This is a genomic window from Pedobacter sandarakinus (assembly GCF_026240095.1).
GTDB lineage: Bacteria > Bacteroidota > Bacteroidia > Sphingobacteriales > Sphingobacteriaceae > Pedobacter > Pedobacter sandarakinus.
The window spans coordinates 429145-443872 of the sequence record NZ_JAPIVG010000003.1 but is presented as its reverse complement, the minus strand read 5'-3'; the positions used below and the strand labels follow the sequence as shown (position 1 = coordinate 443872).

Annotated in this window: 14 protein-coding genes; 10 read left to right on the top strand and 4 right to left on the bottom strand. The window is 39.0% G+C overall.

What is annotated here, in order from left to right; all coding sequences use genetic code 11:
* Positions 1–483 precede the first annotated feature (483 nt).
* Positions 484–720, bottom strand: coding sequence for a cold-shock protein (locus tag OQ268_RS10525; RefSeq protein ID WP_265856086.1), 237 nt, complete (start codon positions 718–720; stop codon positions 484–486).
* A 258-nt stretch (positions 721–978) separates the two neighbouring features.
* Entirely contained in the window at positions 979–1221 is a 243-nt protein-coding gene (locus OQ268_RS10520; RefSeq protein WP_265856085.1) for a cold shock domain-containing protein, read from the bottom strand.
* 309 nt (positions 1222–1530) lie between these two features.
* Between OQ268_RS10520 and OQ268_RS10515 the strand changes: the two genes are divergently transcribed.
* A complete protein-coding gene (locus tag OQ268_RS10515; protein ID WP_265856084.1) occupies positions 1531–2166 on the top strand; it encodes an HAD family hydrolase in 636 nt (211 codons plus the stop codon).
* Positions 2167–2222: 56 nt separating this feature from the next.
* On the opposite strand, the gene OQ268_RS10510 is transcribed toward OQ268_RS10515, so the two are convergent.
* Positions 2223–3410 (bottom strand): proline dehydrogenase family protein, encoded by a 1188-nt coding sequence (locus OQ268_RS10510; protein ID WP_265856083.1) that lies wholly within the window; start codon positions 3408–3410, stop codon positions 2223–2225.
* A 95-nt stretch (positions 3411–3505) separates the two neighbouring features.
* Between OQ268_RS10510 and OQ268_RS10505 the strand changes: the two genes are divergently transcribed.
* The 9 genes from OQ268_RS10505 to OQ268_RS10465 all read left to right on the top strand — a co-directional run bounded on the left by OQ268_RS10505 (position 3506) and on the right by OQ268_RS10465 (position 13518).
* Positions 3506–3712 (top strand): RNA-binding S4 domain-containing protein, encoded by a 207-nt coding sequence (locus OQ268_RS10505; RefSeq protein WP_265856082.1) that lies wholly within the window; start codon positions 3506–3508, stop codon positions 3710–3712.
* A complete protein-coding gene (gene aroB / locus OQ268_RS10500; protein WP_265856081.1) occupies positions 3712–4770 on the top strand; it encodes a 3-dehydroquinate synthase in 1059 nt (352 codons plus the stop codon). Before OQ268_RS10505 ends, aroB begins: the two co-directional genes overlap by 1 nt.
* A 1-nt stretch (position 4771) precedes the next feature.
* Positions 4772–5680, top strand: coding sequence for a sterol desaturase family protein (locus tag OQ268_RS10495; protein ID WP_265856080.1), 909 nt, complete (start codon positions 4772–4774; stop codon positions 5678–5680).
* Between the two features lie 622 nt (positions 5681–6302).
* Entirely contained in the window at positions 6303–7136 is an 834-nt protein-coding gene (locus tag OQ268_RS10490) for a prephenate dehydratase (RefSeq protein ID WP_265856079.1), read from the top strand.
* A 73-nt stretch (positions 7137–7209) separates the two neighbouring features.
* Complete coding sequence (locus tag OQ268_RS10485; protein WP_265856078.1) at positions 7210–8349, top strand: chorismate mutase; 1140 nt, start codon at positions 7210–7212, stop codon at positions 8347–8349.
* A gap of 163 nt (positions 8350–8512) precedes the next feature.
* Positions 8513–9784 (top strand): 3-phosphoshikimate 1-carboxyvinyltransferase, encoded by a 1272-nt coding sequence (gene aroA, locus OQ268_RS10480; RefSeq protein WP_265856077.1) that lies wholly within the window; start codon positions 8513–8515, stop codon positions 9782–9784.
* Positions 9785–9839: 55 nt separating this feature from the next.
* The gene (aroC, locus tag OQ268_RS10475; protein WP_265856076.1) at positions 9840–10955 is read left to right on the top strand and encodes a chorismate synthase; all 1116 of its coding nucleotides are present in this window, start codon (positions 9840–9842) and stop codon (positions 10953–10955) included.
* Positions 10956–11171: 216 nt separating this feature from the next.
* Positions 11172–12155, top strand: a complete 984-nt coding sequence (locus tag OQ268_RS10470; RefSeq protein WP_265856075.1) for a Gfo/Idh/MocA family protein — start codon at positions 11172–11174, stop codon at positions 12153–12155.
* 277 nt (positions 12156–12432) lie between these two features.
* On the top strand, positions 12433–13518 hold the full coding sequence (locus OQ268_RS10465) for a fatty acid desaturase family protein (RefSeq protein ID WP_265856074.1): 1086 nt from the start codon (positions 12433–12435) through the stop codon (positions 13516–13518).
* A gap of 248 nt (positions 13519–13766) precedes the next feature.
* On the opposite strand, the gene OQ268_RS10460 is transcribed toward OQ268_RS10465, so the two are convergent.
* Complete coding sequence (locus OQ268_RS10460; RefSeq protein WP_265856073.1) at positions 13767–14507, bottom strand: dienelactone hydrolase family protein; 741 nt, start codon at positions 14505–14507, stop codon at positions 13767–13769.
* Positions 14508–14728 lie beyond the last annotated feature (221 nt).

Genomic DNA, 14728 nt, shown 5'->3' with positions numbered 1-14728 from the left:
TCCCGATGCTTTTTGAACGGTTGTTTACCAAACCTGTGCTTCCTCAAAGATTTACCCCTACATTTACAGCTATTGTAAATACCCTGTGCAATGCAAAGCACACATTAACCTCACTTTTTTAGCCGCTTTGTTGATACCTTGCCAGTAAACAGCGTTTCTTTGCAGTATTAGTTGGTAATGTGCCTGAAATCTTCTTCATAGAAATATAACCTCAATGAGCGCTTAAAGATTCCCCCGAGCTCTGCGTTAACTAAATCGGAATCAAACTTACATAAATGAATTTACTAATCTTCTGCTTCGATTGAAATTGCCACAAACATCAGGATTGCTCATTATAAATTCAATTTATCCTGCTGCAGTTTATGTTTCCAAACCTAACACACACTAATAATCCTTGATAATTTTGCAACCTAAAATTAAACCCATGCTAAACACGATAGCCATCACAACTCATCCTGTAAAAATATCTAACAAAGAAAAATTTTAACTCGCTAAAACCTTCACATCGATGGCTTCAACACGTTTTTCTACAAAGTGAATATCAAAAAGTACAATGTTATTTGGCTCTATCGGATCTAGTAATCCGGAAGATGAGAAACGAAAATCGGTGCCACCGTTTGATGGTGTGATAAGACCAAGGCCTTTTTCCTTGTCGTAAAATTTTACAGTACCTAAACGCATATTTAAAACAAAGGGCATTTTAAGCAGATGCCCGAGCATTTAACATCTATTTTGTTAAATGGTTTGCAGTTTTAAGCTTTTATCACAAAAAAGAGTAATTATAGATTTATTCTAGACTTGAAGATGAATTATATTTTCTTTCCGGCAAAGATTATCCAGAATACGATAATACCACTTACTATAAAAAATATCCCTAATATCAGATTTACCTTATCATCCATTTCGGTAAGCTACACAAAATATTATAGCACAATGTAGAAACGGGGCATTTACAACCTGCAGTTGTAGTATTGATGGTTATAGCTCTGACAGCTTTTCGGCTATTGGCTTTCTGCGTAATCTCAGCCGTGGCATTCCGGTTATGTTCTTTGCTACCACACCTCTTTTCGTCGTCGCAATTTCAAATTCTACCTCACTGCCAACATATAAACCCCTGGCCTTACAATCGGCAATATCGAAGTATATACCATTAACTACCATTTCCTGAGAGATTAAGCCAAAACCTCGTTGTTTATTGTAAGCTGTAATTACGCCTGTCATAACATATGTGGTTAGAGATGTGATATCATAAAAATAGTAATCAAACAACCAAAGATTAACACAAGTAGATTAGGTAATCCTTTCAATAGATAAACTTCGCTAATTAGTTGATAAATAAGAAAGAAAGGTAGGTTTATTTTAAGCAGATAGTAATCTACACCAAATCTATCAAGGCTGCCAAAGCCAGTTCTTGAGATTACTATTTCGGAACACACCAGACAATTAGTTTACACCAGCTATTTGATTAGCTTACTAAACACCTATTTTTATTATCAAATTTTTAAAGATATTTGCGGAAAATTAAACCCGATGCAGCACATTAAAAACATTATATTTGATTATGGGAACGTAATTTTCGACATTGATTTCGAAATTGCACAAGAGTCGTTCAGGAAACTCGGTATTAGTGATATTGCCAACTTCTTTGCACACAAAAGCCATAACCGTTTATTTGATGATTTCGAAACCGGGGCCATCTCTCCAGCAGCGTTTCGCAATGGCATTAGGGAAGCCGCAAAAAATCCAGATTTAAGCGATAGTGAGATCGACGCCGCCTGGAATAGCTTGTTAATTGGCACTATCCAGGAAAATCACGATTTACTGCTTGCGGTTAAGCAGAAATACCGCACCTTCTTATTAAGCAACAACAATGAAATTCATTATAATTGGATCATCAATTATTTGAAGCAGACATTTACGCTTAATAACTACGATGATTTTTTCGAGAAAGCTTATTTCTCTCAACAGATGAAATTGAGAAAGCCGAATACCAACATTTTCGAGCAAGTTCTAAAAGAAAACAATTTAAATCCTGCAGAAACCCTTTTTATTGATGATAGTCCGCAACACATTGAAGGCGCAAAAAAGGTGGGGTTACAGACCCTATTAATGACAGATAAGCCGGCTCAACTGGAAAATTTCCTAAAAGCGAACGGCATCATTTAGTAGAAGCCATGTTGCGAAGCATCTTTCTAAGTTGAATAATGCTTCGCAAATTTATCTTATTTAAGCGACCTACGTTTTAGTTCTCTTTCAATTAAACCCAACTCCCGACCAGTTTGCCCTGCTACCGAAGTGTTTTCTTGTGCTCTTCTAAACAGATATGGCATTACCGCTTTAATTGGTCCGTAAGGTACATATTTAGTTACGTTGTAGTTGGCATCGGCCAGGTTGAAACTTAAATTATCGCTCATGCCCAACAACTGCGCAAAATACACATGCGGGTGGTTGTGCGGTACCTTTTTTTCATCCATCAGGTAAGTTAACAGACGACTACTATCTTCATTGTGCGTACCACAAACAATCGCAATTTCATCAATATGATCTACGCAATAACGCAAAGATTCGTTGTAATCGCGATCTGAGGAATCCTTATCTGGCTGTATTGGCGATGGATAACCCATTTCTTCAGCACGTTTGCGCTCTTTCTCCATATACGCTCCTCGCACCATTTTCACGCCAAGTACAAAACCTGCTGCCTTAGCAATCAGGTGGTCGGCTTTCATGTCTGCCAACTTATCGTGGCGATACATTTGGTAGGTATTGTAAACGATAATCCTTTCCTGGTTAAATTTGCGCATCATATCAAGCGCCAGTTCATCTATTGTATCTTGAATCCAGGTTTCTTCTGCATCAATCATCACTGGCACCTGCTTCTCAAATGCCGTTCGGCAAATCATTTCGCATCGCATTTTAACCTTTTCAAATGCAGCAGTTTCATCTGCAGTAAGCGTTTGCTTCGCATCTAACTTCTCTAAAAGGGAAAAGCGCCCAATACCGGTAACCTTAAAAACGGTGATGGGAATATGCAGATCGCCTTCGGCACGCAAGATGGTGCGGATAATCTCCTGACAGGTTTCATCGAACACCGTTTCTTCTTCTTCTCCTTCAACCGAATAATCTAATATGGTTCCAACACCACCCTTGGCTAATTGAGCAATGGCCTTGTCGCATTCGGCAATGGTTTCTCCACCGCAAAACTGCTGAAAAATGGTTGCCTTGATAGCGCCTTGAATAGGCAAACCAATACTCAGAAAAAAGTTGGTTATTGGCGGACCAACTTTTGTTAAAAAATTACTCCCAATCATCTTGAAAAGCCAATAAGCCTTTTTTAATTCGGCATTGGTTTTTTGACGAAAAGCGATTTCCGTATTATCGAAATTTGGTTGCTTGTTGGGAGATAATTGCATTACAAAATGTTTAATAAGTCAGTTGGATGCAAAATTATAAAAAGCATTGATTGTAAAAATTAAAAACAGGTAAATAATCGTATTTTTGCAGCAAAATGATACAATTCAAACTAGAAGGCGAGTTTATTCCATTAATCCAGCTGCTAAAAGCAATGGGTTTAGTTGGCACTGGCGGCGATGCACAGGCGGCAGTGATGGATGGTTTGGTGAAATGCAATGGAGAAGTAGAATTTCGCAAACGCTATAAAGTTAGGGTGGGCGATATCATCACTTTTGGACAAGATAAAATCGAAGTAATTTAATGGAAACTTTAACCAGTGCAGGCCACTCGCTTTATTTCGAAAGCAATTTAACCGCATTAAAAGCACTTTTAGAGCGCAATACCTATAGTAAGGTTTTTATTCTCGCAGATGAACATACCAGCGAAATCTGCTTGCCTGTTTTTCAATCACTAATGGACGATTTTGCCGATTTCGATCTGATTGAAACATCTGCAGGGGAAGAAAATAAAAACATCGATTTCTGTATTGGCATCTGGAAAACCCTTTTAGATTTTGGAGCCGACCGAAAAAGTCTGTTGATTAATTTAGGCGGAGGTGTAATAACCGACATGGGCGGGTTTATCGCATCTACATACAAACGCGGTATCGATTTTATCAATATTCCCACTACCCTGCTCTCACAAGTTGATGCTTCTGTGGGCGGAAAAACAGGGATCGATATTGATCATGTTAAAAACATGGTAGGAACATTCTCTTTACCAAAAATGGTTTTTATTGAAACCCAATTTTTGACCACCCTGCCGCAAAGAGAACTTTTATCCGGCTTTGCCGAAATGATAAAACATGGATTAATATACGATAAAGCCTACTACGAAGAACTAAAAACCAGTAACTACCAAACCCCATCCGCAGCACACATTTACAGATCTGTAGAAATTAAGAATGAGGTAGTTACCATTGATCCACAAGAGAAAAACCTCCGTAAAATTTTAAACTTTGGCCACACCATCGGCCATGCGCTGGAGAGCTACTCTTTAGACCACGATGAGAACCCGCTTACCCATGGCGAGGCCATCGCAATCGGCTTTGTTTGTGAAGCAGCATTATCTATAAAAAACAGTACGCTAACAAAAAGCGAACTTAAAGACATTAGCGAATATATCTTATCGCTTTACCCTAAATACGACATTAAGGAAGAAAGTTTCGATAGCCTCCTGGCCTTAATGCAAAGCGATAAAAAGAATGAAGACGGCAATATTTTGTTTTCGCTTTTAGAAACAACCGGCAAATGTACGTTCAATTGCCGCGTTGCCGATTCAGATATTTTAAGTAGCCTGGCCTATTATAATAGTTTATAAAATGAATTTTTCAAGTAGCGATATTTCTGTTGGTGCACTCTTTGGCTTTGTAATTCTGCTCACAATCGTAGAAATGTACATCAGCTACAGGCACGATAAAAAACTTTATACAAAACGCGATACCTGGACCAACATTTACCTAATGACGGTGGCAGTCGTAATTAATCTTGGAATGAAAACAGCAACATTCTTTTTGCTGGATTACTGCTATAAGTTTCGGCTCTTTCAGATTGGAAATGTGTGGTTATATTGGTTGGTGCTTATTTTAGCGCAAGATTTCCTCTATTGGTTTTTACATACCGTAGGCCACTATGTTCGTTTTTTTTGGGCCATGCATGTCACCCATCATTCTTCAGAACACTTTAACCTTACCACTGGCTTCCGCTCAACAGTTTTCGAACCGCTTTACCGCGTATTTTTTTACCTGCCGCTAGCCTTTATGGGTTTTACTGCGTTAGACATCCTTTTTGCTTATTTAGTAACGCAAATTTATGGCAACTTGGTGCACACGCAATATCAAATTAAGTTTCCAAAGTGGTACGAATACATCTTTGTAACGCCTTCGCACCACAGGGTACACCACGCCAGCAATGTGCGCTACCTAGATAAAAACATGGGTATGGTTTTAATCTTGTGGGATCGGTGGTTTGGTACTTTCCAGGCAGAGCTGCCCGAAGATGAAGTGAAATATGGCTTAACCACGCAACCTAAAGATACCGGGGCGGTTAATATCATTTTTCATGAATTTATTGCCTTATCTGCCGATGTAAAAAAAGCGCCAAATTTTAGCGATAAGATAAGATATATTTTCAACCCGCCGGGCTGGAGCCACGATGGCAGCACTAAAATTGCTAAAATTATGCAGCAGGAATTGCATGAGGCTGAAAGCAAAAACAAAGCAAAGTTATAATTGCATAGCAATAAAAATTAATGATACAGTATTATGGTAGCATGCTTTACCGCTATAGCCATTCCTTTTTTTTGTTTGAAAATGAACGTTGAATTTTTTTGGCTCAACCTGCCCTGCTATCCATTACAATCTTTTTGTTAGTATCAATGCAGTTATGTTAAATTGCCACAACAAAAAGTATTTTCATTCCTATCAGGTTTATTGCACCAAGGGCTGTAATGCTTGGCACCGTTATTTTCCGATAGCTATATTAGAATGCGATTGAGCAAGGATAGATTATTGATGTTGGAACTAGAAATTTGCTGTAGTAAAAATTTATTCAGATCGTTGATGAATGCTCAAAACAACATTCAACAGCACTTTTATACCCATGTTAGAAACAGTCTGTATTGTAAAAAATTAAATTTTATTTAAATTATTTTGAATTTCCTATTGACAAATTAAATTTTGTTGCTACATTTGGCTCATTCAAAAAGAACAATGAAAAATTTTAACACATATTACTTTGGTTACTTTTACTTTTTTAGTAAGAGCCGGGGCTAATATGCAAAAAGATAGATAAAAATATTAAAATGTATAAAAAGTCCCGGCCAACAGCCGGGACTTTTTTGTTTACGCGGAAATGGACACGACAAAAAAAGTAGCAATTCAAGGTATCAAAGCATCTTTCCACGAAGAAGCGGCATACAAGTTTTTCGGTAAAAACATCGAAACGGTAGAATGCAATTCCTTCAAAGAAACTTGCGATAAGCTGGAAAAAAATGAGGCAGATTTCGTGGTCATGGCCATAGAAAATTCTATTGCAGGTAGTTTGCTACCCAATTATACGCTCATTCGCGATTATGGTTTTTCGGTAGTTGGAGAAGTTTATCTACCTATTCAATTACATTTAATGGCATTGCCAGGCGTTAAATTTGAAGATGTTAAAACTGTTACTTCCCATCCTATCGCCATTCGCCAGTGTATCGATTTCTTTTACGACTATCCGCACATTAAAATTGTAGAGAGTAATGATACTGCCGCATGCGCAAAACGCATTCAAGAGGAAAAACTTACAGATACCATGGCCATTGCCAACAATCTGGCTGCAGAACTTTATGGTTTAAACATCTTGGAGCGCAGGGTAGAATCAAACAAAAAGAACTACACCCGCTTCCTCATCCTTAAAAAAGATAAAACGGATGAAGGCAAAAAAATCAATAAAGCATCAATCTGCTTTCAAGTTGGGCATAAAGCTGGCTCGCTGGCAACGGTACTAAACATCTTTGCAGAACAAGAGGTAAGCCTAACTAAAATACAATCTATGCCTGTATTGGGCAAGCGGAACGAGTACTATTTCTACGTAGATTTAGAATGGCCAAGTACCGACAAATACGACAAAGCCGTTCGAAAAGCACTTAAATACACTTCCAATTTTAATATTCTTGGTGAATACCAAAAAAATGATAAAGTGTAAGCGACAAAGAATCAAAGCATCTGAATATAAAAAAATAAACTAAAGCATTTTAAAAAAATACAACCTCATCATCATGAAACTTAATTTAAACATCCAACCATTAAACACTTGGTTAAACACAAACAACGAACCATTATTAATTTCTGGCCCGTGTAGCGCAGAAACGGAAGAACAGTTACTTACTACGGCACATTTGCTGGCTGCAACTGGAAAAGTATCTGTATTAAGAGCAGGTATCTGGAAACCACGCACCCGTCCGGGAGAGTTTGAAGGTATTGGAAGTATTGGTTTAGAGTGGTTGAAACGTGCTAAAGCAGAAACAGGTTTACCAACAGCTGTGGAAGTTGCAAATGCGAAACACGTAGAGGAAGCCTTGGCTGCTGGTGTAGACATTCTTTGGATTGGTGCCCGCTCTACTGTTAACCCTTTTACTGTGCAAGAAATTGCAGATGCTTTAAAAGGTCATGATATTCCTGTATTAATTAAAAACCCGGTAAATCCTGATTTGCAATTGTGGATTGGTGCCATTGAGCGTATCAATGGAGCAGGAATAACCAAAATTGGTGCAATCCACCGTGGTTTTTCTTCTTTCGAAAAAAGTTCTTTTCGCAACGAACCAATGTGGGAACTGGCTATACAACTGAAAACTCTATGCCCAGATTTACCAATTATTAATGATCCAAGCCATATTTGTGGTAACCGTGAGTTAATTCCATACATCTCGCAAAAAGCGTTGGATTTAGATATGCAAGGTTTGATGATTGAATCGCATGTTGATCCATCAGTAGCCTGGACAGATGCTAAACAACAAGTTACGCCAGCTGCGCTTTCAGAATTGGTAGATCGTTTAACGGTTCGCGAACCTGAAGCGCCAAATGCAGCATCAGCTGATAAATTGGCCGATTTACGTAAGTCGATAGATAAAATCGACGATATCTTGCTTCAAAAATTAGGTGAAAGAATGTCGATCGTTGAGAAAATTGGCGAGTTTAAACGCGATAACCAAGTAACTATTTTACAGGTTAATCGCTGGGATGCCATCATCAAAAAAGGTCATGCTTTTGCTAAAGCTCTTAAATTAGATTTGAACTTCACCGAGAAATTCTTAGAATTGGTACATGGTGAATCTATCCGTAAGCAAACTGAAATTATGAATGCTGGCAAAGTAGAAAAAGGCATTGCAGCAGAACAACATAACGAAGTTACAAAGTAAAGTATTTGGGCAACAGTCTGAAAAAGATTCGAAACCGAAAACCCACTTCATAGCGAAATCAATTCATTGGTTTCGCTATGATTTGATAAAAACAAAATAATAAGCGCTGGGTAAAGTCCACTCCTTACCAGGAGGATTTGACAACGGCAAAACACGAATAATAATGGCTAAAAATGCCTTGGTTTCTTTCAAAGGAACAAAGAATATACAAACTGAAATCCAGCTGACAGGCTCTAAAAGTGAATGCAACAGGGCATTGATTATCAGTGCGATAAGCAAGAAAACGGTTCAGGTAGAAAATTTATCAAACGCAGCCGATACGGTTACACTCAATGGAATCCTCAACACCTTGGAAGATGAGCTCGAAGTAGAAATACAAGAATCAAAAACAGTTGATGTTGGCCCGGCAGGTACTGCTATGCGTTTTCTATCAGCTTATTTATCTGCAAAGAACGGCAACTTTTTATTAACGGGAACCGAGCGGATGAAACAACGCCCAATTGGAATCCTTGCAGAAGCGTTGAAATCTTTGGGTGCCGATATTTCCTATGCCGGGAACGATGGTTTCCCACCCCTAAATATCATTGGTCCATTACACCAGACAACTGCTTCGGTTAAGATTAAAGGCGATGTAAGCAGCCAATATATATCAGCATTGCTGATGATTGCGCCCATTTTACCCCAAGGTTTGGTGCTCGAAATAGAAGGCGAACTTACTTCAAAGCCTTATGTAGATATGACTTTAGATATGCTGGCGGAAGTTGGTATCTCACATAGTTGGGTAAATAACGTGATCACAATTAAACCACAGCCTTTTAAGCCAGCAACATTAGTTGTTGAGCCAGATTGGAGCGCTGCATCTTATTGGTATAGTATTGCCGCACTGGCAGATGAAGCCGAAATTAGCCTCCCAGCCTTAAAGGATAAGAGCTTACAGGGCGATAGCCAAATCCAGAAAATAATGAAGATTTTTGGCATCGCAACAACTAAAAATGAGACTGGCATTGAAATAAGCAATTTAGGTCTGCATTTCGAATCCAACCAAGTCTTAGATTTGAAAACATGCCCTGATTTGGCACAAACCATTATCGTTATCGCAGCTGCCTTAGGTAAAAACATGGCATTTACAGGTTTGGAAACACTTAAAATAAAGGAAACCGATCGCATTGCGGCTTTGCAAAATGAACTTGCTAAAATCGGCGTTACCCTAACAGAAGACAACCAGGTTTATACCCTAAACACAGATGAACTTCATTTTCCTGAACGTGTGAAGATTGCCACTTACGAAGACCATCGCATGGCAATGGCCTTTGCGCCGCTCGCTCTACTCATAGATGAGGTAGAAATCGAAGACATGCAGGTAGTTGAAAAATCTTATCCTTACTTTTGGGAAGATCTGAAAAAAGCGGGCTTCACAGTAGAAGAACATCAGTAGAAAAACATAGCGCCAAAAAATAGTAACACTAAACTTAAATCCTCAACTCAATAAAATGGCAGGCAATTCATTTGGTCAATTATTTCGCATTACTACGTTTGGAGAATCTCACGGCATTGCCATTGGTGTAATTATAGACGGCTGTCCGGCACAATTGGATATTGATCTGGATTTTATCCAGTCGGAGCTGGATAAACGAAAACCCGGCCAATCGAAAATTACTACCCAACGGAAAGAAAGTGATACCGTGCAGATTTTATCTGGTGTTTTTGAAGGAAAAAGTACCGGTACACCAATAGCTTTGTTAATTCCAAATGAAGACCAACGTTCTAAAGACTATGGCCATAATGTGGATGTTTACCGTCCAAGTCATGCCGATTATGTTTACGACGCTAAGTATGGCATTCGGGATCATCGTGGCGGCGGACGATCATCGGCTAGGGAAACCGCAGCCCGGGTTGCCGCTGGTGCAATTGCAAAATTGTTACTTAAGCACCAAGGCATCGAAATTTTTGCCCACGTTACATCAGTTGGAGATATCGAAGCACCACACTTAGTAAGCAACGATTTATCAGCTTTGCTAAATACCAGGGAAGAAAACATTGTCAGGTGTGCAGATCCTGCAACTGCGAATGAGATGATTGAGCTAATAGATGCGATTAGGAAGGATGGTGATACCATTGGCGGAAAAATTGGGTGCATTGTAAAAGGCTGTCCGGCGGGTCTGGGCGAACCTGTGTTTGATAAGTTACACGCAGACTTAGGCAAGGCAATGCTCAGCATTAATGCGGTACATGGTTTCGAATATGGATCTGGCTTTGCAGGGAGTACGCTAAGGGGTTCGCAGCACAATGACATTCCGCAACCAAAGGATACCAAGGCGAAAGTTTTTGAAACCGTCACCAATTTTGCGGGCGGTATTCTGGGTGGCATTTCAAATGGCATGGATATTACTTTTAAAGTAGCCTTTAAGCCTGTAGCCACCATTATGCATAACCAACAAACCATAAATGCTGCAGGTGAAGCCGCCGAGATTAAAGGAAAAGGCAGGCATGATCCTTGCGTGGTGCCCAGGGCAGTGGTTATTGTAGAAGCAATGGCTGCATTGGTTCTTGCCGATCATTTGTTAAGAAATCAAGTCAGCATTCTTCCCTCTGTTACGCTTGCTTAACAAGCATTTATTTGCAGCAATAATTTTTATTAATCGTTAGCATGGCTTTGTTGAGTATTTTTAAGTTTGCATCAACATACTCAGTATGATGGCTCTTTAAGCTTGGTTCTGGCAATCCCACACAATAATTGCTGCTATGCCCTTCCTTTTTTCGCCTTTTTGTGGCAATTCTTAAGGTGTTTAGTTAACTTACAGCTTTTGATTTAACAGTAGCTGATGAAAGAGATAAAATGGGGAATTATTGGCTGTGGAGATGTGACTGAGGTTAAAAGCGGACCAGCATTTAATAAGGTATCAAATTCCAGTTTGGTCGCTGTGATGCGAAGAGACGGCCTTAAAGCAGCGGATTATGCCAAAAGGCATCAGGTACCAAAATGGTATACCGATGCTAAGGAATTAATTCATGATTCGGAAGTAAATGCTATTTACATTGCCACCCCTCCCCTTCAACACGAAGAATATACCATTAAAGCTTTGGCTGCTGGGAAACCTGTTTATGTTGAAAAACCCATGGCGCTAAATAGTGCTGCTGCTGAAAGAATGGTACAAGCATCGCAGCAATATAATACCCCGCTGGTTGTTGCGCACTACAGAAGGGCGCAGCCACTTTTTTTAAAAATTAAATCACTTCTTCATGTCAAGGCCATTGGTGATGTGCTTTTTGTTGATTTAAAGATGCTCCAATCTTCAAAAAATAAGTTAATAGCTGCTAGCGATGAAAACTGGCGAATAAATCCGGCGATTTCAGGTGGTGGCTTTTTTCATGATTTGGCACCTCACCAGATAGATTTGATGTTTTATTACTTTGGTGATCTGAATGATTACCACGGCTATGCATTAAATCAGGGCAAAAATAGCCAAGCCGACGACTTAGTGAGCGGACATATGCATTTCAAAAATGGCGTGTTATTTAACGGTTTATGGAGCTTTAATGTTTCCCCCCACCAGGAAATAGATCGTTGCGATATATATGGAAGTAAAGGAAAAATCAGTTTCCCCATGTTTGGCCATCACATCGAGTTACAGGTTGGAGAAAGGGCAGAAATTTTCGACTTAATTCCATTGCCTCATGTGGAACAGCCTATGATTGAACAAGTAGTCAATTTTTTCCGGGGGGCTGGAAAAAATCCATGCAGTGGCAACGAAGCTTTAAAAACCATGAAAATACTGGACGGATTTACTGGCCCAAAAATAATTTAATTTATTTTAAAAACCTGCAAACAATTTACCTGGTCGTTTGTCTATTATTTAGTTTGTTTGGTTTAGCTTTAAATGATGGATGTCTTTAAAGCAAAAATAATTCGGCCTCATAGAAATATGAGGCTTTCTTATTTTCTACCATTTCCAAAGATAAAAAAACGAAAGAAACCGAAACTTACCGAATTACGTTCATATATTTACAGCTAATATTTAGCAAGAAGAACACTTGATGAACTCGGAGTATCGCCCCTGGACATGGGGTAGATAAGACGAGCACATGAAAACAAAAACTAAATTCCCTACGCCACAAGGTGCAAATTTCTATGCTGAACTTAGGAGGAGAGTAAACGATGATTTTGCTGAACGCAAAATTAGCGTCAATGCGACTGGCTTAATGTGGTTAAAAACAATTATTTTCCTTAGCCTGTTTACCACTATCTATCTACTAATCCTATTATCATCATTTAATTTGCTTACGCTCATCATGCTTACCTTATTACTGGGTATTGTGAGCGCATTTATTGGTTTTAACGTTTGTCACGATGCCATCCATGGATCGTTTTCATCAAGCAAAGCCACAAACAAAGTACTCAGTATGTTTTTTCACCTGGTTGGGGCCAGCCCATATGTGTGGAACATTACGCATAACGTAGTTCATCATACTTACACCAACATACCGGGGCATGACGAAGATATTGAAATTGCGCCAGGCTTAATTCGGATCTCCCCTGAAGACGAACTGCGCCCACACCAACGGTTTCAACATTGGTATGCTTTTCCTATGTATGGCTTGGCTTCATTATCTTGGGTATTAAGAAAAGATTTTAAAAAGTTTTTTCAGAAAAGAATCGGTGCGAGAGAAAATAGCCACCCGAAAATCGAATATTTTAATTTGTTCTTTTACAAGAGCATTTACTATTGCTTGTTTATTGTGTTCCCAATTGTTTTTATGGAAATTGCGTGGTGGCAGGCTTTAACTGGCTTTATACTTTTGCATTTGGCACAAGGTATTACAATGGGACTGGTTTTTCAACTCGCACATGTTGTAGAAGGCACTTCTTTCCCAACACCAAATGAGCATGGAAATATGGAAGAGGCTTGGGCAGAGCACCAGATGCGCACAACAGCAAATTTTGCAACGCAATGTCCTATAGCAGCTTTTTTTCTAGGCGGCTTAAACAGACAAATTGAACATCATCTATTTCCCAAGGTTTGCCATATTCACTACGGAAGAATTTCGGTTATCGTAAAAGAAACAGCGCTGGAATTTGGGATTCCTTACCATGAGAACAAAACTTTCTCTTCGGCATTAGCCTCTCACTACCGGATGTTGAAAAAAATGGGAAGGCCGGCTGTGTTATAGCGGAGAGATAATGGTTTAGACATCCCTTATCGCAGCATGCAATAAGAGATGTCACCGTGATGGATTAATAACGCCTATCGGCCTTTTTTGCTCTAAAAATGTCGTAGAAAACACCGATTGAGCTAAGAATTAAAAATATACCGATAATAAGATTTGTTCTGTCGTCCATGGTTCTATAAGTTTAGGGACTACAATCTAAAACTTATTTATGACATTTCAGAGACATAAACAAAATAAGAATACGAATATTATTTTAGCAACTCTTTCAAAAACATCTCGGTATGTTTCCATGCCCTTTCTGCCATTATTTTATTGTAATCTGGCGACTTAGGGTCGGTGAAGGTATGCTTACTGTTTGCATAGGTTATAATCTGCCAATCTGCTTTGCCTTCATTCATCTCTACAATAAGTTTGCTCATATCTTCAGGTGTAACACTTTGATCATCTGCCGGATTTTCAATAAGCATCTTCGCTGTTAAAGGTGCATTCTTTCTGTCGGCAGCTTTGCCTAAACTCCCGTGGATAGACACTATGCCAAGCACCGGTAAACCAGCTCTTGCTGTTTCAAGTGCACCTGCACCTCCAAAACAATAACCAATTACTGCAATCTTATCAGGCTGTGCTCCTGCTTTTTTCAACTCTGCCAATGCTAAAGCAATACGTTTTTGATATGCGGCGAAGTCGTTTTTATACTTACCAGATTGTTGAGCTGCCGAAGCGTTATCTTTTGGAACATTGCCTTCTCCATAAATGTCTGCAACAAAAGCAATATAGCCTTGTTTTTGCAAATTCATCGCAGCAGATTTCGCCTCATCATCAATGCCCTTCCACGCTGGTAAAATCAAAACCCCAGGTAGCCCCTTAGTTGCGTTAGAAGTTACTAAACCATTTAATTTCTGTGTTCCGTCTGCATAAGCAACAGGCTTTAATTCTTGTGCCTTGGCAAAAAAGCTCGTTAGCATCACTGCAACCAATAGTGTTGTTTTCATTTTCTTAATTTAATTAACATGAATTTTTGTTAGGATTAATCATTCTTAAACACCCAACTTGTTATTAAGTTTGAATTCCAAAGTACGATTAGATTGCTCCCTCCCAATATTTACAAAATGAGGATCATGTATTTTTCAAAAGCAGTTGTTTTTTGTTTTCTTCATTATACCTTTGCATTGCAAAGTAAACAAAAGCCATGTTGGCTCAGTTCGAAGCAATC